A 20,657-nucleotide genomic window follows, 5' to 3' on the forward strand; every position below is an offset into this window, starting at 1 on the left:
AAAAGTTTCAGGCATTCGGCGCAAGGAGAAGCCGGGTGCGACACCAAGGAGAGACCTATGGCAGTCAGTGCTAACAGGCTGGAGCTTCTGCAGATCGCCGATGCGGTCGCACGCGAGAAGTCGATTGACCGCGAGATCGTTCTTGCGGCCATGGCCGATGCGATCCAGAAGGCAGCGCGTTCGCGTTACGGTCAGGAAAGCAACATCCGCGCCGACATCAATGCGAAGTCGGGCGAGATCAAGCTTCAGCGTCTGCTCGAAGTGGTCGAGAATGTCGAAGACTACGCCACGCAGATTTCGCTGTTCACCGCACGCGACCGCAACCCGGATGCGCAGATCGGCGACTTCATCGCTGACCAGCTTCCGCCGATGGATTTCGGCCGTATTGCTGCCCAGTCCGCCAAGCAGGTCATCGTGCAGAAAGTGCGCGAAGCCGAGCGTGACCGCCAGTATGACGAATACAAGGACCGCGTGGGCGAAATCGTCAACGGCACTGTGAAGCGCGTCGAATATGGCAATGTGATTGTCGATCTGGGCCGTGGCGAAGCCATCGTGCGCCGTGACGAACTGATCCCGCGTGAAGCCTTCCGTTATGGTGACCGTATCCGCGCTTATGTTTACGACGTGCGTCGCGAACAGCGCGGCCCGCAGATTTTCCTGTCGCGCACCCATCCGCAATTCATGGCGAAGCTCTTCACCATGGAAGTTCCGGAAATCTATGACGGCATCATCGAGATCAAGTCGGTCGCCCGTGATCCGGGTTCGCGCGCCAAGATCGCCGTGGTTTCGCGCGATGCGTCCATCGATCCGGTCGGTGCCTGCGTTGGTATGCGTGGTTCGCGTGTTCAGGCGGTTGTGGCTGAACTGCAGGGCGAAAAGATCGACATCATTCCGTGGTCGCCGGATGCGGCTTCCTTCATCGTCAACGCGCTTCAGCCTGCTGAAGTTGCCAAGGTTGTTCTCGATGAAGATGCGGAACGTATTGAAGTTGTCGTCCCGAATGACCAACTATCACTTGCGATCGGTCGTCGCGGCCAGAATGTCCGCCTCGCATCGCAGCTCACCGGTTGGGACATCGACATTCTGACGGAGGACGAAGAGTCCGAACGTCGTCAGAAGGAATTCACCGAGCGTTCGAACCTGTTCATGGAAGCCCTCGACGTTGACGAAATGGTCGGTCAGGTTCTGGCTTCCGAAGGCTTCGCCTCGATTGAAGAACTGGCTTATGTCGAGCCGGGCGAAATCGCATCCATCGACGGTTTCGATGACGATACCGCTTCTGAAATCCAGCAGCGTGCCCGTGAATATCTGGATCGCCTCGAAGGTGAACTGGATGCGCGCCGCAAGGAACTCGGCGTCGAAGACGAACTGCGTGAACTGCCGAACCTCACCACCGCCATGCTGGTTGCTGTCGGTGAAGACGGTGTGAAGTCGATTGAAGACTTTGCAGGTTACGCTGTTGACGATCTCGTCGGCTGGCGTGAGCGCAAGGATGGCGACACTGTCGCTCATAGCGGCATTCTCTCGTCCTTCGATGTTTCGCGCGTCGATGCCGAACAGATGATCCTGACTGCCCGCCTCAAGGCTGGCTGGATCACGGAAGAAGAGCTGGCAGCAGCCGCTCAGGAAGAAGCCGAAGCGGAAGTCGAGGCTGAAGCCGGTGAAGAAGAAGCTGCTTCGTAAGAAGCGCTGAAAGTTCTGGAGCCGCATGGGTTCTTACGTCTGAAGCAATTCAGGCGTAAGCTGTGCGGCTTCAAGCATCTCCAGCAAAACTGCGCAACGGTTTTGCGCCCGGAGATGGGGAAACGGGTCTCATCTGCCGGATTCGGTCAGTCGGATCGGGTTTCAGTGGGCCTTGGACCACGTTTCGGGTTGTGGCGAAGCCCCGGCTCTGGTACAGCGCCACGCGTTGCGTTTGATATGTCGGGGAGGTTCCAAACCGCCCGATTTGAGAACATAACGGCGGAAGCGTTGCCAGTTTTGAAGTTGAGTACAAGTCCGTATATGGCAGAGCGGGAGTTTGCGTGGAGCAGGATATGAATGACAGAACCTGTATCGTCACGCGCGAAAGCGGTTCTGCCGATGACATGATCCGCTTTGTGGCAGGGCCAGACGGTTCCGTCGTGCCGGACTTGAAAAGAAACCTGCCAGGCAGGGGATGCTGGGTCAAGGCCGAGCGCCGTCTGGTGGATGAAGCGATCAAGCGCAAGCTTTTTGCGCGGGCGCTGAAGGAAGGCGTGAAGCCGCAGGACGATCTTGGCGCGCTGGTCGACCAGCTGCTGACGAAATCCGCTCTCGGCAGTCTGGCTTTGGCGCGCAAGGCAGGCGCCGTGGTAACCGGCTCGACCAAGGTGGATCAGGCGATCCGCACGGGCGCGGCGGCCATGGTGCTGCATACCAAGGAAGCCGCAGCCGATGGCGTGCGCAAGCTTGATCAGGCAAGGCGCGCCGTGGTGCATCTGGATGGCCCCGATATCCCGGCCTTCACCCTTTTTACGGGAGAAGAAATGGATTTGGCATTTGGGGGCGGAAATGTGATACATGCAGCCGTGCTTGAAGGAAAGGCGGCTGTCGGGTTCGTTCAGCGGGCGCAATTGCTGCATCGCTATCGCGGTGAAAGCGCAACGAATTCGAATTAGAGCGTAATCCCGGAGGCTGGCAGGTCTCACACCGGATTGGGCGTAGAAGTGGATGACTGGAGCATTATCCAACCCGACCAGGTCGCGTTGGATAATGCTCGAGTAGAGCGGCCGGAGCCGCGAAGGAAACGGAACGTAATGAGCGATAACACAAACGACGACAAGACGCTGGGCGTCACCCCCAAGAAGACCCTGACCATGAAGCGGCCAGGCGTCGAGCAGAGCACCGTGCGCCAGAATTTCAGCCACGGCCGCACCAAGGCTGTCGTCGTTGAAACCAAGAAGCGCAAGTTCTCACGGCCAGACGACAAGCCGGAAGTGGAAGCAGCGGCTCCCAAGCCCGCAGTTGCCTCTGCCGCGCCCGTGGCTCAGCCGAAGGCACCGGCAGCACCCGCTGCTGCGGCCCCGGTTGCAAAGCCGCATGTCGCACAGCAACAGCAGCGCCCGGTGCAGCAGCGCCCCAATCAGCAGGCACCGCGCCCGCGCCCTGCCGATCGCTCCGGCATGGTGCTGAACACGCTGTCGCGCTCCGAAATGGATGCACGCCGCCGTGCGCTCGAAGAAGCGCAGGTGCGTGAAGTCGAAGAACGCGCCCGCGCCGTTGAAGAAGCCAAGCGCCGCGCCGAAGAAGATGCGCGCCGCGCCAAGGAACGTGAAGAATCCGCACGCCGTCAGGCCGAGGAAGAAGCCCGTCTCAAGGCTGAGGCCGAAGCACGCCGCAAGGCAGAAGAAGAAGCTGCCAAGCGCGTTCCGCAGCCGGAAGCACGGGGCGAACAGCGCACCGAGCGTCGCGACGATTCGCGTGGCGCACCGCAGGGCAACCGCCCGCAGCACGCTGGCCGTCCGCAGCAGGGCAATCGTCCGCAGTCGGGTGCACCGCGTCCGGCTCCGTCGCTTGCAGAAACCGCTCCGGGACCGGGCAAGCCGCTGCCGCAGAGCCAGCTTCGCAGGCCGGGCCAGTCTGGCGATGACGATGATCGTCGTGGCGGAAGCCCGATGGCAGCCCGTCGTGGCACCGCGGCCAAGCCGGAAGTGCGCGCGCCAAAGGTGGTCAAGACGGAAGACGATCGCCGTCGCGGCAAGCTGACGATCTCCAGCAATCTGGAAGACGAAGGCCGTTCGCGTTCGCTGTCGGCCATGCGTCGCCGTCAGGAAAAGTTCAAGCGTTCGCAGATGCAGGAAACGCGCGAGAAAATCTCTCGCGAAGTGACTGTGCCTGAAACCATTACGCTTCAGGAACTCGCACAGCGTATGACCGAGCGTTCGGTCGACATCATCAAGTATCTGATGAAGCAGGGCCAGATGATGAAGCCGGGCGATGTGATCGATGCCGATATGGCGCAGCTCATTGCTGAAGAATTCGGCCACACCGTCAAGCGCGTTGCGGAATCGGACGTTGAAGAAGGCATCTTCGGTGTTGCCGACAACGAGGCTGCGCTGGTTTCCCGTCCTCCGGTCGTGACCATCATGGGCCACGTCGATCACGGCAAGACCTCGCTGCTCGATGCAATCCGTCACGCCAATGTGGTGTCGGGTGAAGCCGGTGGTATCACACAGCATATCGGTGCTTATCAGGTCGAACAGAACGGCCAGAAGATCACCTTCATCGATACGCCGGGCCACGCTGCCTTTACCGCAATGCGTGCCCGTGGTGCGCAGGCGACCGACATTGCCATCCTCGTGGTGGCTGCTGACGACAGCGTGATGCCGCAGACGATTGAATCGATCAACCATGCCAAGGCGGCTGGTGTTCCGATCATCGTGGCGATCAACAAGATCGACAAGCCAACTGCCGATCCGCAGAAGGTTCGTACTGCCCTGTTGCAGCACGATGTCTTCGTGGAATCGATGGGCGGTGAAGTTCTCGACGTCGAAGTGTCGGCCAAGAACAAGATCAACCTCGACAAGCTGCTGGAAGCAGTTCTGTTGCAGGCTGAAATCCTTGACCTCAAGGCAGACCCGAAGCGTACGGCTGAAGGCGTCGTCATCGAAGCCCAGCTTGATCGTGGCCGTGGTTCGGTTGCAACCGTTCTGGTTCAGACCGGTACGCTGCATCCCGGTGACATTCTCGTCGCCGGTAGCGAATGGGGCCGCGTGCGCGCACTGGTCAATGACCATGGCGAGCATGTGAAGGAAGCCGGTCCTGCTATGCCGGTTGAAGTTCTGGGCCTTCAGGGCACGCCGCAGGCGGGCGACCGCTTTGCCGTGGTTGCCAATGAAGCCAAGGCGCGTGAAATCGCCGAATATCGTCAGCGTCTGGCCCGTGACAAGGCCGTTGCCCGCCAGTCCGGCGCGCGCGGTTCGCTCGAGCAGATGATGAGCCAGCTGCAGGTCAATGGCCTGAAGGAATTCCCGCTCGTCATCAAGGGTGACGTGCAGGGTTCGGTCGAAGCCATCATGACGGCTCTCGACAAGCTCGGCACCGACGAAGTGCGTGCACGCATCGTGCATTCGGGCGCCGGTGGTATCACGGAAAGCGACGTGTCGCTGGCCGAAGCCTCCAATGCCGCGATCATCGGCTTCAACGTCCGCGCCAACAAGCAGGCACGTGACGCTGCCGAACAGCAGGGCATCGAAATTCGCTACTACAACATCATCTACGATCTGATCGAAGATGTTAAAGCAGCAATGTCGGGTCTTCTGTCGCCAGAACGCCGTGAAACCTTCATTGGTAATGCTGAGATTCTTGAAGTCTTCAACATCACCAAGGTCGGCAAGGTTGCTGGTTGCCGTGTCGTTGACGGTAAGGTCGAACGTGGTGCAGGCGTCCGCCTCATCCGTGACAACGTGGTTATACACGAAGGCAAGCTCAAGACGCTCAAGCGCTTCAAGGACGAAGTGTCGGAAGTGCCGATGGGCCAGGAATGCGGTATGGCGTTCGAAAACTACGACGACATTCGCGCAGGCGACACGATCGAAGCGTTCCGCGTCGAGCATATTACGCGCACGCTCTAATAGCTTTGGCCGGACCGTCCGACAGGGGCGGTCCGGCTTTTTAGAGCATAATCAGACCGGAGTGAAACGAGGATCGGTAAGATTATGCTTGAAATAGAAAAGCATTGAGCGCCGATCTGATTCATTCAGATCGAAACGCGCTCTAATGCCCGGTTCCGAGGGTCTGACTCCCATCTGAATTGTGGTAAGTTACGCCCATAATTTTCAAGCCGTGTCGTCGGACTGCCTGAGAGGCTGAACGTCGGTCGATGGCTGTTCATCGAGGATTTAGCTATGGCACGTTCCCCGGACCCAAAAGGCTCAGGCGGTCTTTCGCAGCGCCAGCTTCGCGTTGGCGAACAGGTGCGTCATGCATTGGCGCAATTGCTCCAGCGCAATGAAATCCGTGACGATCTGATCGAGCGCACTGTCATTTCCGTTTCGGAAGTGCGCATGTCGCCCGACCTGAAGATCGCCACCTGTTTCATCATGCCGCTTGGCAATGTTGACCCGCAGTCTATCGTCAAGGCTTTGGCCGCCAACGCGAAATTCATTCGCGGACGCATGGCGCCAGTCCTTGGCCAGATGAAATACATGCCGGAGTTCCGCTTTCGCTCCGACACGAGTTTCGACAATTTTTCGAAGATCGACGCACTTCTGCGTTCGCCGGAAGTGGCGCGCGATCTTGCGCATAACGATGAAGACGCTGGCGAGGATGAAACCTCCCGCAATGGAGACAAATAAAGCATGGCAAGACGGGGTAAGAAAAAAGGCCGTCCGGTTTCCGGTTGGGTTATTTTCGACAAGCCGAAAGGTATGGGATCGACCGAAGCGGTCTCGAAGATCAAGTGGCTGTTCAACGCCGAGAAGGCCGGTCATGCCGGCACACTCGACCCGCTCGCATCCGGCATGCTGCCGATTGCTTTGGGTGAGGCCACTAAGACCGTGCCTTATGTCATGGACGGAACCAAGGTCTATCGTTTCACGGTGACCTGGGGCGAGGAACGCTCGACCGACGATCTGGAAGGACAGCCGACGAAGACCTCCGACAAGCGTCCGTCGCGTGAAGAGGTTGAGGCCCTGCTGCCGAACTATACCGGCCTCATTTCGCAGATCCCGCCGCAGTTCTCCGCCATCAAGATCGACGGTGAACGCGCCTATGATCTCGCCCGTGAAGGCGAAACGGTGGAGATTCCGGCACGCGAAGTCGAGATCGACCGTCTGGAAATCGTCGAATTCCACGACGACAACCGCACCTCGTTCGAGGTCGAGTGCTCCAAGGGCACCTATGTGCGTTCGCTGGCGCGCGATATGGGCCGCGATCTTGGCTGCTTTGGTCATATTTCCGAACTGCGCCGCATCGAAGTCGCCCCGTTCACGGAAGAAGACTTTGTCACGCTCTCGGAACTGGAAGCCGTCTGGCCGCCGCTGCCGCCGAAAGACGAGGATGGCAATGTGCTCGAACCCGCGCCGCGCCGCGATTTTTCTGGCCTCGATGCTCTGGTGATCGATACGGGCGCCGCGCTCGATTGTCTGCCGCAGGTTCCGCTGACCGACGATCAGGCGCAACGCGTTCGCCTCGGCAATCCAGTTATCCTGCGTGGTCGCGATGCCCCGCTGGAAGCGGACGAAGCGTGCGTCACGGCACGCGGAAAACTGCTCGCCATCGGCTATATCGAGCATGGTCAGTTCAAGCCGAAGCGAGTTTTCACTGCTACCTAAAAAGTCCTCGCAATTGGCGGGGCGTATTTGATGCTGGTATTCTTGCCGTTTTTGCACTATATGCCCCAACAGCGATCCCGCAGAAATGCAGATCAGATCGTGTAAGTTGGCCCGCGCTGGACGACATCCCGGCCTGGGCGTCTGTTTTTCCTCTCATCAAGAAAGGGTTTACGATGTCGATTACTGCTGAGCGCAAGCAAGCACTTATCAAGGAATACGCCACCAAGGAAGGCGACACCGGTTCTCCTGAAGTACAGGTTGCCGTTCTTTCCGAGCGTATCGCCAACCTCACCGAACACTTCAAGGGCCACAAGAATGACAATCATTCGCGTCGCGGCCTTCTGAAGCTGGTTTCGCAGCGCCGCCGTCTTCTTGACTATGTCAAGGGCGTGGACGCAGCGCGCTACCAGGCGCTGATCAGCCGTCTTGGCCTGCGCCGTTAACGGTAAATCGGGCGACGTGATGAACGTCGCCCGTTTGATTTTTAAAGCATTCCCAACAAGAGCGCGAAGCGGTTTGCGTAGGGTAATGCGGAGAAACAGAGAATAGGGCATATGCCCTTATTTCCCGCCCCGGACGAAACAAGGCCGGATCGGGTTGCCCGAGAGCCGAAAAGGCTCATGACTTGGACCCGTCATGGGGCAGGATTGCAGGTAGTTCGCTCTCCCCCGAGCTCCCCGTTGTCTTGCCCGTGGCCCGTCCGCCAACCACGGAGATGCCTTAGCGCCTGGCGCGGCGTCTCCCTATGAGGACAAGATATGTTCAATACCCACAAAGTGGAAATCGAATGGGGCGGTCGTCCGCTCACGCTCGAAACCGGCAAGATCGCGCGTCAGGCTGACGGTGCAGTTCTCGCAACCTATGGCGAAACCGTCGTTCTGGCGACTGTCGTTTCTGCCAAGGAACCGAAGCCTGGTCAGGATTTCTTCCCGCTGACGGTCAATTATCAGGAAAAGACCTATGCTGCCGGCAAGATCCCGGGCGGTTTCTTCAAGCGTGAAGGTCGTCCGAGCGAAAACGAAACCCTCGTTTCGCGCCTGATCGACCGTCCGATCCGTCCGCTCTTCGTCGATGGCTACAAGAACGACACGCAGGTTGTTCTGACCGTTGTTCAGCACGATCTCGAAAACAACCCCGACGTCCTGTCGATGGTTGCAGCTTCCGCAGCACTGACCCTTTCCGGCGTTCCTTTCATGGGCCCGATCGGTGGTGCGCGCGTTGGTTACATCAACGGCGAATATGTTCTGAACCCGAATATCGACGAAATGCCGGAATCGAAGCTCGATCTGGTTGTTGCCGGTACGGCTGATGCCGTGCTGATGGTTGAATCGGAAGCGCAGGAACTTTCCGAAGAAGTCATGCTCGGCGCCGTCGTTTTCGGCCAGAAGAGCTTCCAGCCGGTGATCGACGCGATCATCAAGCTTGCTGAAGTTGCTGCCAAGGAACCGCGCGACTTCCAGCCGGAAGACCTGTCGGACCTCGAAGCCAAGATGCTGGCCGTTGTGGAGAACGACCTGCGCGACGCTTACAAGATCACCGAAAAGCAGGCTCGTTACGTTGCTGTTGACGCTGCAAAGGCCAAGGCGAAGGCTCACTTCTTCCCTGAAGGCGTTGAAGAAACGGAATTCTCGGCTGAAAGCTTTGCGACTGTCTTCAAGCACCTGCAGGCGAAGATCGTTCGCTGGAACATTCTCGACACGGGCAACCGTATCGATGGCCGCGACCTGAAGACCGTTCGTGCAATCGTTTCGGAAGTTGGCCTTCTGCCGCGCACCCACGGCTCGGCGCTGTTCACCCGCGGTGAAACGCAGGCGATCGTTGTTGCTACCCTCGGCACCGGCGAAGACGAACAGATGATCGATTCTCTGACCGGTACGTACAAAGAATCCTTCATGCTGCACTACAACTTCCCGCCATATTCGGTTGGTGAAACCGGCCGTATGGGTTCGCCGGGCCGTCGTGAAGTTGGTCATGGCAAGCTCGCATGGCGCGCTATCCACCCTATGCTGCCAGCTGCCGAACAGTTCCCTTACACGATCCGTTCGGTTTCCGAGATCACCGAATCCAACGGTTCTTCCTCGATGGCGACCGTTTGCGGCACCTCGCTCGCTCTGATGGACGCCGGCGTTCCGCTTGCACGTCCGGTTGCCGGTATCGCCATGGGCCTGATCAAGGAAGGCGAGCGTTATGCTGTTCTTTCCGATATTCTCGGCGATGAAGATCACCTCGGCGACATGGACTTCAAGGTTGCCGGTACTGAAAACGGCATCACCGCACTTCAGATGGACATCAAGATCGACGGTATCACCGAAGAGATCATGAAGGTCGCTCTGGAGCAGGCCAAGGGTGGTCGCATTCATATTCTCGGCGAAATGAGCAAGGCTCTGTCCACGTCGCGTGAAGAACTCGGCGAATTCGCTCCGCGCATCGAAGTGATGAACATCCCGACCGACAAGATCCGTGATGTTATCGGTTCGGGCGGCAAGGTCATCCGCGAAATCGTGGAAAAGACCGGCGCCAAGATCAACATTGAAGACGACGGCACGGTGAAGATCGCTTCGTCGAACGGCAAGGAAATCGAAGCCGCCAAGAAGTGGATTCACTCGATTGTTGCTGAGCCGGAAGTCGGCGAAATCTACGAAGGCACAGTCGTCAAGACCGCCGACTTCGGCGCTTTCGTGAACTTCTTCGGCCCGCGTGACGGTCTGGTTCACATCTCGCAGCTGGCTGCCGACCGCGTTGCCAAGACCACCGATGTGGTCAAGGAAGGCCAGAAGGTCTGGGTCAAGCTCATGGGCTTCGACGAACGCGGCAAGGTTCGCCTGTCGATGAAGGTCGTCGATCAGGAAACCGGCAAGGAAGTCGTAGTTGAAAAGAAGGCAGACGCAGACGCTGAATAAGCCCTGCATCGCTTATGAAATCGGAAAGCGCGCCCTCGGGCGCGCTTTTTTGTTGTTTCACGGGAATCATAGGGGTCGTGCGGACTTTTCGGATGCGATCTTGCGGGTTAAAGAACGATCATGATGACACCGGCACAGAAAACACTCTTCCTTCCCTTCGAGCAGGGCATTCTCGATACGCCCGAAGATGGGCAATCCTTTCTCGCATGCGGCCTTTCCGCCGACCGGCTTCTCGATCCTGAATGGAAGCAGATCCTGACTTGCCTGCAACCATGGCGTCCAGATTTTCTGGCGCTGGGCAAGGAAGGCTTTCGCGCAGAGCCGAGATTGGCCACAGAGAGCCGTTTTAACGGCGGGCTACTCCTGCTCGGAAAACACCGTGGGCGCAACGAGGCGTGGTTCTCCGAGCTTTTGGCGCGTGTTCAGCCGGGCGGGTGGATCGTCGTTTGCGGGGACAAGAAGCTTGGCGTCGATAGTTTCCGCAAATGGGTGGGCAATATCGCCGAAATCAGCGACCGGATGTCAAAGAACCACGCGGTGGCCTTCTGGCTGCAGCGTCCCGCCGATCTGGACGACGACTTCATCGCGGCGCTGCGCCCGCTGGAAAGCGCAATTGATGATGTGTTCCGCACCGAACCGGGCATGTTTTCGCACGGCGCCATCGACAAGGGCTCGGCGCTGTTGGTCCCGCATATGGAAAAGATCGTGTTCGGCAATGTAGCGGATTTTGGCGCGGGCTGGGGTTATCTCGCAGCGCAGAGCTTGAAATATGCCGACCGCATCAAGTCCATCGATCTGTTCGAGGCGGATTATGAGGCGCTGGAGGCCGCACGCGGCAATCTGGAGCGCCTGGGCGCTTCGGTGCCGATTTCCTTCAACTGGTTCGATATTACCAGCGAGAAGGTGACCGGCATCTACGATACCGTCATCATGAACCCGCCGTTCCACGAAGGGCGCGTGACGGATGTTTCGCTTGGCCAGAGCTTTATCTCGGCTGCAGCGTCGCGGCTGAAGCCGGGCGGTCGCCTGCTGATGGTCGCCAACCGGCAGCTGCCTTATGAGGTGACCCTCAAGGGCCTGTTCAAGTCGGTGACGACACTGGAAGAAGCAGACGGTTTCAAAATCTTCGATGCGAAGAAGTGAAACAAGGGCGCAAGACTTCTGCTTGCGAATGAGCATTCAGGCCGCTTGTGCCTGAAAACAATAGCAAAGACCGGGACACAAAAATGTCCCGGCCTCTTTCGTCTATCAGGCAGTAACCATCACCCGATGTGGTGTCGATCTTATCGATTCTTGAAGCTTGGCGTGCGCTTGTCGATGAAAGCGGCCATGCCTTCCTTCTGGTCTTCCGTCGCAAAAAGCGAATGGAACAGGCGGCGCTCATAGCGCAGTCCTTCGTTCAAGGTCATTTCGTAGCTGCGATTGACCGCTTCCTTGGCCATCAGCACGGACGGACGCGAGAAGGAGGCGATGCGCTCGGCTGCCTTCAGCGCTTCTTCCAGCAGGACTTCCGGCTCGACGACCCGCGAAACGAGACCCGAACGCTCGGCTTCCGCTGCATCCATCATGCGGCCAGTCAGGCACATATCCATGGCCTTGGACTTGCCGACAAAACGGGTCAGGCGCTGCGAGCCGCCCATGCCCGGAATAACGCCCAGCGTAATTTCCGGCTGGCCGAACTTGGCATTGCTGCCCGCGATGATGAAGTCGCACATCATGGCCAGCTCGCACCCGCCACCCAGCGCATAGCCGGAAACGGCGGCGATGATCGGCTTGCGCGCGCGGTCCACCTTCTGCCAGTCGGAGAACATATCCTGCAAATAGGCATCGACGAAATCGATCGACTGCATTTCCTTGATGTCGGCGCCCGCCGCGAAGGCTTTTTCGGAACCGGTCAACACCACGGCGCCAATCTTGTCATCGGCGTCGAAAGCCGAGAGCGCATCCGTCAAATCATCGAGCACTCCCCGATTGAGCGCATTGAGCGCTTGCGGGCGATTGAGGCGGATAAGCCCGACATTGCCGCGCGTCTCGACGATGATCGTTTCATAAGCCATGGAATTCTGCTCCTCCTTCATCAGGCATCGCCGTCCGGTTCAGGCCCCTATAAGGCCGATACCATGACAGCTTCAATTTCCGGGCGGCAAGGTGAACCGGCCATCCCCGTTTGGCAAGGTCTTATGTCTGGCACGAGGCACAGAAAAAAGTCGAACGTCCCGCCTGAACCGCACGCTCGACCACGCCATTGCAGGCGGGATTGCGACACGGCTCCCCTTCCCGCCCATAGACCGAGAAGGAATGCTGGAAATAGCCGAGTGCGCCATCGGCCTGAATATAATCCTTCAGGCTCGATCCGCCCGCAGCAATCGCCTCCGCAATCACTGTGCGGATATCGCTCGCCAGACGCTCCATAAGTGCTGCATCGTCCGCCACGGCCCCGGCTGCCCGCATGGGCGACAGGCCGGAACGCCACAGCGCCTCGCAGACATAGATATTGCCGAGACCGGCGATCAGCCGCTGATCAAGCAGCGCTGCCTTGAGCGGCGTGCGCCGTCCCTGGAACAACTCCGCCAGTACCGCCCCCGACAGAAGATTGCCGGTCGGTTCGATCCCGAGGCCGCTCAGAAACGGATGCGTATCGAGCGCGCCTTTTTCCGCAAACAGCATGAAGCCGAAACGGCGCGGATCATTATAGATGATGCGCGCGCCCGAACCGCCCGGCCGCAGCAGGTGAAACACCACATGGTCATGGGCGCTGTTCTTCGAACGCTCATGCTGGAAGGCGCCGGGCGTATCGGCATCGTCGTCGGCCTCGATGCGAAACGAGCCGGACATGCCAAGATGGCTGATAACGGACAGGCCGTCATCAAGGTGAAGCGTGAGATATTTCGCACGGCGACCGAGCGCCTCGATACGGTGACCGGTCAGTCGCTCGACAAAATGCTCCGGGAATGGAAAGCGGAGATCAGGTCTGTTCTGATCGACCTTTTCGATGGTTGCACCTTCCATGAAGGGTTGCAAGCCGCGGCGAACGGTTTCTACCTCGGGCAATTCTGGCATGAAAACAAATCCTGAAGGGGGCGGTTTGGCCTTTCCTTCTATATGTTGGGTTTTATCCGCATTGCCAAGCACTACAGTTGCATTCTTCGTGATGCCGGTCTGCAACGAGCAATTTCCTGCGCTCCGGTGCTCACGTACGTTGAAGTACGCTCCGCTCCGGTGCTCGAAAATCACTCGTTTCGCCGCGGCCTGACGAAGAATGCAACTGTAGTGCAAGGGGCAGAGCCAAGAGACGGGTTCAGCAACCGCTGCAGGGAATGGTGTTGGTATAGCGCGGCGCGAGGTAATAGGTCTCGCTCATCGGTATGCTGGTCGATATCCAGGAATTCAGCGGCTTGTAGTCCAGTTCGACATCGACCTTGATGAAATAGGCATCGCTTGCGACCAGCGCCTCGGGAAGATCGGCCTTGCTGCCAGCCAGCGCCGCGAAATTTGCGACATTGGCGCGCGACCAGTCAACAGTCACGGAAAAGGTGCTGGACGACTGCGCCTTGGTGACCTTGATGGCTGTCACCCTGATCTTCGGGCTTGTCCGGCGATAGGGCAAAAGCGACGTGCTGCCGATGGCGAACATATCGTCGATATCCGTGGCTTTGACGGATATCTGGCGCGTGACCAGATCGGCAAGGCTACTCGCGGACCGCGACACCTTCTTGTTGACGTCGAGACCATCGGCCAAATCGGTGGAGCCCAGATAAATCAGGAGCAGAACCGGGACGATCAGCGCGAATTCAACCGCGCCGACCGCGCGCTTGTCGCGAAAAAATCTCTTCAACAACCGGGATAATGCTGTTCGCATGGCGATATAGGTCCAGTCCGGGCCACAACCCGATATTCGTCGTCAGTTTGGAAACGGCTCGTTTTGCCATGTCAGCGTGGAGAATAACGGCATAGTGCCGCTTTCCGCATCGGCACTATCGGTCATGTAGAGTATGTTTGTCAGAACCGGCCAGCGATAAAGCACATTGAGCTGGTTGATGGTCGAGGTGCCGTTGGTGCCGGTGATGCCGGTGCGGGACAGATAGCCTTTGTCCGTCAGAATGTCGCGGGTCGGGACCGAGGCAAAGCCGGAATAGGTTCCGAGATTGAATGACAACCCCTCGCAACCGGTTTTCACCATGAACTGGATCTGATCGCAAAGCATGGTCTGGATTCTGGTCTGCGTGAGATCGCTTCCCCGGACCTGCCCGGTCTGGATCTGGCGCGCCACGTTCTGCGTGGCGTTCCACAACATCTGTCGGGCGGTGAAATTCATGCCTGTTTCAATGATCGAAAAGACGATGAGGAGAAACGGGATGATCAGGAGCGTGAATTCAATGGCCGTGACGCCGTCTCGCGCCCGACCGAACAGCCGCAACTGACGGATGGCGGCCTGCAACCGCAGCCGTCCTTCTCCGCGCCTTTGACGGAAATCCATGAATGCCATGCCCCACCCAAACCTGCCGGTTCAAACCATGGCGCATGATTACATCAGGACAACCTGAAAGAGTATTAACGGCGCAGGTCGGATTTTAGAGAGGGGTGTTATTTATCGTCGCCGGTCTTGGTGGACGCCTTTTCGCAATAGGGTGTGCAGGACAGCGTCTGCACCTCTGCCTGGCGATAAACGCGCATGGTGCCGCGCGCATTGCTGGAAACGACGAGTTCCCGGTCGATGATCGGCTCGCCGTTCTTATCCATGACAACGATATTGGTAACGCCAAAATCCTTGCCGGTCAGCACGATGGTCTGGGAATCCTGCACCACTGCATCCGCAATGGCGGGATTGCCGATCACCACGGTGTCGGCGGGTCGAGCCAGACGAAGGATGCGCGCCTGACTGGTTTCCAGCTTGATATATTCTTCCGCCTGCGCAGCCTGAAGCCCTGCTGAAACCAGCATCATTGCGGCCAAAGCAGATGCCTTCCGCAACTTTTCCGAAGAGAAAAACCGATGCGCCACTCTACGACCCCCGTAATATGCCTAGCAAATAATGAAGAGGATTGGTGAAGGAAGCATTAAGCCGCCCCGCCTCATGCGCCAGCGGCGAGCCAATCGACCGGGAAACGCTTCATTAACCCTGATTGTTAAGGGCCCTACAATGCGTGTCGATTATCTTTCAGCCATCCGAACAGAGCGACGGCCATGATGGGGCAGCCGTCTTCGGAGAGGTGAAGGAGCGTACAATGCCGACATTGATGACGCGTTTTTTGAAGAACCGGGCCGGTTCCACAGCGATTGAATATGCGCTGATCGGCACGCTGGTTTCGATTGCGATCGTCAGCGGCGTGGCGCTCATGGCCGGCAGCGTCGGCGAAAAATTCGACAGCGTTGCCACGAGCTTTCAGAACGCGACCAACGGCCAATAACACTTATTGAATGGATCGGGGGATTCGATGGTCATAGCGGCGCTGATGACGGCGATATTCGTGGCGGCGATGGTCACGGCCATGGTCACCGATCTTCTGTCGATGACCATTCGCAACCGGGTTTCGATTGGGCTCGCCGCCGGTTTCATCATCTTTGCACCGTTTTCCGGTCTTGCCCTTGCCGATTACGGCTGGCATCTGCTGGCAGGCGGGCTGATGCTTTGCATCACTTTCCTGCTCTTCTGCCTGCGCACCATGGGCGGCGGCGACGCAAAAATGATTGCAGCAACCACATTGTGGTTCGGCTTCAATCCGGGTCTGGTGGATTATGTCATCAAGTTTTCGCTGATTGGCGGCGCCCTGACGCTTCTCATCATTCTTTACCGCCTGATGCCGCGCCCGGCGCATGCGGATCGCTATGCCTTTTTGGAACGGCTGTCGCACAAGGATGTCGGGATTCCCTACGGTATTGCGCTGGGTGCTGCCGGTTTGTGGAGCTTCCCGCTCTCACCCGTTGGCCAGACCATGCAGTCGATTTTGTTCGCTCCCGCGTAACGGCCAGCACGAAATTGCCCTGCGGAACTTATATTTCTTAATACGAATAAGATTATATTAACCATAATTACACGATTGCCAGTGCAATTTTGGAACACGTCGTTCGGACGTGGGGACTTGCACGGGGCGCATCATGAAATCAGCTCGTCTGCTCATTCTTGGGGTAGCCGTCATCGCTGCTGGCGGTGCGGGCTATATCGCCATGAATCTGGCGGCACCGCCGCCAGCGCCGGTCGTGGTTGCGTCCGAAACCCCACAGATCCAGCTGGAAGAAGTGCTGGTCGCCACGGAAAACCTCGGTGTCGGCGCTGAACTGACCTCGCAGATGCGCTGGCAGTCATGGCCTGCGGAAGCGATATCCGATGGCTATATCACCCGGTCCAGCGAACCAGACGCGATCAATCAGCTCAATGGCGCAACCGTCAGGCTGCAACTTTTCCCCGGCGAACCCATTCGCAAGGTGAAGCTGATCGGCCCCGGACAGAGCTTCCTCTCATCGATCCTGCCGCCCGGCATGCGCGCGGTTGCGACCCAGATCAATGCCGAAAGCTCGGCGGGCGGTTTCATCCTGCCCAATGATTTTGTCGATGTCATCATGACCCGTCGCAAGCCGGACAATGCAACCAGCACCTCCATCGCGCCTTTCACGACCGAAACCGTGCTGCAAAATGTGCGTATCCTCGCCATCGACCAGACCATTCAGGAAGACGAACAGGGCCGCAAGGTCATGGTCGGCCAGACCGCGACACTGGAACTGACGCCCGATCAGGCGGAAATCATCACCGTCGCCCAGCAGATGGCCGACCGGTTGACCCTGTCCCTGCGCTCCATGCACGATGCGGAAGACAAGGACATCAAGCAGGCCGACTATCTGGTTTCCTCGCCGACGCGCAGCGGAACCGTCAAGGTCATCAAGTCCGGCAGCATTACAGAAGTAGGACCGCGCTCATGAAACAGGGAAAACGCGTGCGCCCGTATTTTGCCAAATCCGCCCTCATTGCCGCAAGCCTGGCACTTTGCGCCCAGCCTTTCTTCGAAGCGCCTGCCATGGCAGCGGGTGGCGTCGTCAAGGTCGGCGCACAGGGCCGCGCCCAGCGCATCGCGCTTGGTCTCAACAAATCGCTTGTGCTGGACCTGCCGCAGGACGCCTATGACGTTCTCGTCTCCAATCCATCCATCGCGGATGCGGTCACGCGCACATCGCGCCGCATCTATCTGTTCGGCAAGCAGGTCGGGCAGACGAATATCTTTGTCTTCGGCCCGAATGGCGAACAGATCGCCTCCATCGATGTTGAAATCGAGCGCGATGTCAGCAGCCTTTCGACGCAATTGAAACGTCTCGTTCCAGGTTCCGATATCCGGGTTGAACTGATCAACGACAACGTCGTTTTGACCGGCACGGTTCAGACGCCACAGGATTCGGCGCAGGCCGCAAAGCTTGCAAGCCTTTTCGTAACCGGTGGTGAAGCCACGACGGGCCAGTATTCGACGACCGCTTCGGCCCCGACCGATGGCGGCGGAGTAGCAATCGACAATCCCGATGCAGGGCGGCGCACCAGTAAAGTGGTCAATATGCTCACCATCGTTGGGGAAGATCAGGTCACGCTGAAGGTGACGGTGGCCGAAGTCAGCCGCACCGTCATGAAGCAGCTCGGCGTCAATATGACGGGCAGCGGAACCAGCAACGGCATTTCCTATGCGGGCATTTCGGAAAGCATCGCTGGCGCGATCGGCAATAATCTTTCCGATACCGGCTTTGGTCTCGCGACCAGCAATTTCTCGGCCTATCTGCGCGCGATGGAAACGGCTGGTGTCATGAAGACGCTTGCCGAACCGACACTCACCGCCATTTCCGGCGAAAAGGCCGCATTCAATGTCGGCGGCGAATATAATGTCATCAACAGCGTCACCTATGACGATGATGGCAAGCGCACCAACCAGCTGGCCAAGATCGAATATGGCATCGGGCTGGAATTCATGCCGGTGGTGCTGGGACCGGGTCGGATCAGCCTCAAGATCAGAACTTCGGTGTCGGAACCGACCACCGAAGGCTCCGGTACGACCAACAAGGCCGAGGGCGTGGGCGCAAGCCTGCTCTCGCTGCGCAAGCGCGTGGCGGACACCACGGTGGAATTGCCATCCGGCGGCTCGATGATGATCGGCGGCCTTATCCGCGATGAAGTGCGCCAGTCGGTTTCCGGCTTTCCGGGTCTTACCAAGATTCCCGTCCTCGGCGCGCTGTTCCGCAGCAAGGACTTCATCCGCAACGAATCCGAACTGGTCGTCATTGTGACGCCTTATCTCGCTCGCCCGGTGGCGCGGCAGCAGCTTGCGCGCCCCGACGACAATCTTAATCCGGCCAGCGATGGCGCCGGTTTCATTCTCGGCAAGGTCAACCGCGTTTACGGGACGATGGAGACCAAGCTGCCGCCCGGCCGTTACAACGGCGTTGTCGGGTATATCTACAAATGAGCGGGGAAACGGGAATGACAATCCGAGGCAAACAGGTTCCCATCAAGTCAGCGATGCTGGCTCTGTCGGTCGCGCTTCTGGCAGGTTGCGCCAACCGGCAGCACGTGACCGTCGGCGCATTGCCTGACGATTACCGCACCAATCATCCCATCACGATTGCCGAGCGCGAACAGGTGACCGACATTCCGGTCGGCAGCGCCGATAGCCGGCTAAATACCATGCAGCGCGGCATCGTTCAGAAGGTCGTCGCCAACTATCGCTATAACGGATCGGGCATGGTCTATGTGCTGGTTCCAGCTGGTGCAGCCAATCAGGCTGCCGCCTATCGCCTGAGCACCGAAATCTCCGCAGCGCTGCGCAAGGGTGGCATCAAGCAGACCAATATCGCCATTGAAAACTATCCCGTTCCATCACCGGATGCCGCAGCGCCGATCCGCATCAGCTATTATGCGATGACGGCTGGCACGACGCCTTGCGGTCGCTGGCCGGACGATATTGCGACCACGCCGGAAAACAAGCATTACGCCAATTTCGGCTGCTCGATGCAGAACAATCTCGCAGCTCAAGTCGCCAATCCAGCCGATCTTCTCGGACCGCGCGCTTCCTCTCCAATCGATTCCGACCGCACGACGGAACGCCTCAATGGCGATCAGGGCTACACGAAAATGTCGACTGCGCAGACGGATAATTGGCAAGAACCCCGCAGCGAACAGGCAAATTACTAAGAGGGCGAACCATGACAAATATCGCCTTCGAACCGGACAATGGCAGCGAAATTGCCGAACAGCGCGCGCCGATCATGCTGGAAAATGTGCGGCCGATTCCGCGCATTTCCATCCAGGCCTTTTGTGAAAACGAAAGCGTCGCTATTCCCATCGAACGTGCCGGCAACGACCGGCGCATGGCCAAGACGCATCTCAAAGTCTCCGGCGGCGGCATAGAAGCGGCCATCGAGTTCTACCAGACAGCCTCAACGCCCAATCTGATCATTGTCGAATCGTCATCGGAGCCGAGTGTTCTGCTCGATGAACTCCAGCGCCTGTCGGAAGTCTGCGATCCCGGTTCCAAGGTGCTCGTCATCGGTCATTCCAACGAAGTCTGGCTCTATCGCGAATTGCTGCGCCGCGGCGTATCGGAATATATCGTAGCGCCCGTTTCGCTGGCCGATGTTCTGGCCATCGTCTCGTCGATCTTTCTCGATCCGGGTGCCGAACCGCTTGGACGTTCCATCGCGGTTATCGGCGCGAAGGGCGGTGTCGGCGCATCGACCATCGCGCATAATGTCGCCTGGTCGATCTCGAACCTGTTCCGGCACGACGTGGTTCTGGCCGATATGGACCTGCCCTTCGGCACGGCCAATATCAATTTCGATCAAGACCCGACGCTCGGTATCGCCGATGCCGTGTTTTCGCCTGAACGGGTGGACGAGGTCTATCTCGACCGCCTTCTGGTGCAATATGGCGAACATCTCTCGATTCTCGCCGCCCCTTCCAGTCTGGAGCGCACCTTCGATTTTCAGGAAGACGCCTTTTCCGAAATAATCGATGTCGCCCAGCGCACCTCGCCGCTGGTGGTTCTCGATCTGGCGCATGGCTGGAACGGCTGGACCCGCACCACATTGATGCGGGCCGATGAAGTGGTGATCGTCGCAGCACCCGATCTCGCCAATCTGCGCAATACGAAGAACCTGCTCGACACGCTGGCGCAATTGCGCCCGAACGATCTGAAGCCGCATCTGGTGCTCAATCAGGTGGGTGTGCCGAAACGTCCCGAAATTGCACTGTCGGACTTTTCCGAACCGCTCGGCATCGACCCGATTGCTGCCATCGAATTCGAACCGCAGCTTTTCGGCAATGCCGCCAATACCGGGCGCATGATCGCGGAAACCAGCCCCGACAGCCCGGTTTCTGCAACCATCACGCATTTAGCGCACGTGCTGACGGGACGGGCGGATGTCCAGCCGCGCAAGAAGAATGGCATCTCCGGTCTTTTGGGCAAATTTGCACGCAAGACGAAGTAACGGCGGA

19 protein-coding genes are annotated in these 20,657 nt (G+C 58.5%); 14 read left to right on the plus strand and 5 right to left on the minus strand.

Features of this window, described 5'->3' with window-relative positions:
• Window positions 1–57 precede the first annotated feature (57 nt).
• The 8 genes from nusA to FIC94_RS08190 all read left to right on the plus strand — a co-directional run bounded on the left by nusA (window position 58) and on the right by FIC94_RS08190 (window position 11,338).
• Window positions 58–1,683 carry a transcription termination factor NusA gene (nusA, locus tag FIC94_RS08155; RefSeq protein ID WP_109370105.1) on the plus strand — a complete coding sequence of 542 codons (1,626 nt, stop codon included), beginning with the start codon at window positions 58–60 and terminating at the stop codon, window positions 1,681–1,683.
• Window positions 1,684–2,036: 353 nt separating this feature from the next.
• Window positions 2,037–2,639 (plus strand): RNA-binding protein, encoded by a 603-nt coding sequence (locus FIC94_RS08160; RefSeq protein WP_109370106.1) that lies wholly within the window; start codon window positions 2,037–2,039, stop codon window positions 2,637–2,639.
• A 138-nt stretch (window positions 2,640–2,777) separates the two neighbouring features.
• Window positions 2,778–5,594 (plus strand): translation initiation factor IF-2, encoded by a 2,817-nt coding sequence (infB, locus tag FIC94_RS08165; protein WP_121537000.1) that lies wholly within the window; start codon window positions 2,778–2,780, stop codon window positions 5,592–5,594.
• A 273-nt stretch (window positions 5,595–5,867) separates the two neighbouring features.
• Window positions 5,868–6,317, plus strand: a complete 450-nt coding sequence (gene rbfA / locus FIC94_RS08170) for a 30S ribosome-binding factor RbfA (RefSeq protein WP_109370108.1) — start codon at window positions 5,868–5,870, stop codon at window positions 6,315–6,317.
• A 3-nt stretch (window positions 6,318–6,320) separates the two neighbouring features.
• Complete coding sequence (gene truB / locus FIC94_RS08175; RefSeq protein WP_109370109.1) at window positions 6,321–7,295, plus strand: tRNA pseudouridine(55) synthase TruB; 975 nt, start codon at window positions 6,321–6,323, stop codon at window positions 7,293–7,295.
• A 173-nt stretch (window positions 7,296–7,468) separates the two neighbouring features.
• On the plus strand, window positions 7,469–7,738 hold the full coding sequence (gene rpsO / locus FIC94_RS08180; protein ID WP_109370110.1) for a 30S ribosomal protein S15: 270 nt from the start codon (window positions 7,469–7,471) through the stop codon (window positions 7,736–7,738).
• Between the two features lie 315 nt (window positions 7,739–8,053).
• On the plus strand, window positions 8,054–10,195 hold the full coding sequence (gene pnp / locus FIC94_RS08185; RefSeq protein ID WP_140024519.1) for a polyribonucleotide nucleotidyltransferase: 2,142 nt from the start codon (window positions 8,054–8,056) through the stop codon (window positions 10,193–10,195).
• A 120-nt stretch (window positions 10,196–10,315) separates the two neighbouring features.
• A complete protein-coding gene (locus tag FIC94_RS08190; protein WP_140024520.1) occupies window positions 10,316–11,338 on the plus strand; it encodes a class I SAM-dependent methyltransferase in 1,023 nt (340 codons plus the stop codon).
• A 140-nt stretch (window positions 11,339–11,478) separates the two neighbouring features.
• Here FIC94_RS08190 and FIC94_RS08195 read toward each other — a convergent pair whose 3' ends face one another.
• The 5 genes from FIC94_RS08195 to FIC94_RS08215 all read right to left on the minus strand — a co-directional run bounded on the left by FIC94_RS08195 (window position 11,479) and on the right by FIC94_RS08215 (window position 15,139).
• Complete coding sequence (locus FIC94_RS08195; RefSeq protein WP_140024521.1) at window positions 11,479–12,252, minus strand: enoyl-CoA hydratase; 774 nt, start codon at window positions 12,250–12,252, stop codon at window positions 11,479–11,481.
• A 121-nt stretch (window positions 12,253–12,373) separates the two neighbouring features.
• On the minus strand, window positions 12,374–13,255 hold the full coding sequence (gene mutM / locus FIC94_RS08200; protein ID WP_140024522.1) for a bifunctional DNA-formamidopyrimidine glycosylase/DNA-(apurinic or apyrimidinic site) lyase: 882 nt from the start codon (window positions 13,253–13,255) through the stop codon (window positions 12,374–12,376).
• A gap of 238 nt (window positions 13,256–13,493) precedes the next feature.
• Window positions 13,494–14,030: a TadE/TadG family type IV pilus assembly protein gene (locus tag FIC94_RS08205; RefSeq protein WP_235891969.1), complete on the minus strand. Its 537-nt coding sequence runs from the start codon at window positions 14,028–14,030 to the stop codon at window positions 13,494–13,496.
• A 66-nt stretch (window positions 14,031–14,096) separates the two neighbouring features.
• Window positions 14,097–14,681 (minus strand): TadE/TadG family type IV pilus assembly protein, encoded by a 585-nt coding sequence (locus FIC94_RS08210; protein ID WP_235891970.1) that lies wholly within the window; start codon window positions 14,679–14,681, stop codon window positions 14,097–14,099.
• Between the two features lie 98 nt (window positions 14,682–14,779).
• Window positions 14,780–15,139 (minus strand): pilus assembly protein N-terminal domain-containing protein, encoded by a 360-nt coding sequence (locus FIC94_RS08215; RefSeq protein WP_109370131.1) that lies wholly within the window; start codon window positions 15,137–15,139, stop codon window positions 14,780–14,782.
• A gap of 200 nt (window positions 15,140–15,339) precedes the next feature.
• On the opposite strand from FIC94_RS08215, the gene FIC94_RS08220 reads away from it, so the two are divergent.
• The 6 genes from FIC94_RS08220 to FIC94_RS08245 all read left to right on the plus strand — a co-directional run bounded on the left by FIC94_RS08220 (window position 15,340) and on the right by FIC94_RS08245 (window position 20,650).
• Window positions 15,340–15,603 (plus strand): Flp family type IVb pilin, encoded by a 264-nt coding sequence (locus FIC94_RS08220; protein WP_235858895.1) that lies wholly within the window; start codon window positions 15,340–15,342, stop codon window positions 15,601–15,603.
• Window positions 15,604–15,630: 27 nt separating this feature from the next.
• Window positions 15,631–16,158, plus strand: a complete 528-nt coding sequence (locus FIC94_RS08225; RefSeq protein WP_140024524.1) for an A24 family peptidase — start codon at window positions 15,631–15,633, stop codon at window positions 16,156–16,158.
• A 133-nt stretch (window positions 16,159–16,291) separates the two neighbouring features.
• Window positions 16,292–17,110 (plus strand): Flp pilus assembly protein CpaB, encoded by an 819-nt coding sequence (gene cpaB, locus FIC94_RS08230; RefSeq protein ID WP_109370128.1) that lies wholly within the window; start codon window positions 16,292–16,294, stop codon window positions 17,108–17,110.
• Window positions 17,107–18,630, plus strand: coding sequence for a type II and III secretion system protein family protein (locus FIC94_RS08235; protein WP_140024525.1), 1,524 nt, complete (start codon window positions 17,107–17,109; stop codon window positions 18,628–18,630). The genes cpaB and FIC94_RS08235 overlap by 4 nt, the downstream gene beginning before the upstream one ends.
• Window positions 18,631–18,644: 14 nt before the next feature.
• Window positions 18,645–19,355 carry a CpaD family pilus assembly protein gene (locus FIC94_RS08240; protein ID WP_140024526.1) on the plus strand — a complete coding sequence of 237 codons (711 nt, stop codon included), beginning with the start codon at window positions 18,645–18,647 and terminating at the stop codon, window positions 19,353–19,355.
• Window positions 19,356–19,366: 11 nt separating this feature from the next.
• On the plus strand, window positions 19,367–20,650 hold the full coding sequence (locus FIC94_RS08245; protein ID WP_140024527.1) for a CpaE/TadZ family protein: 1,284 nt from the start codon (window positions 19,367–19,369) through the stop codon (window positions 20,648–20,650).
• Window positions 20,651–20,657: the final 7 nt, after the last annotated feature.

Source organism: Ochrobactrum teleogrylli, assembly GCF_006376685.1.
In the GTDB taxonomy this organism is placed as follows: domain Bacteria; phylum Pseudomonadota; class Alphaproteobacteria; order Rhizobiales; family Rhizobiaceae; genus Brucella; species Brucella teleogrylli.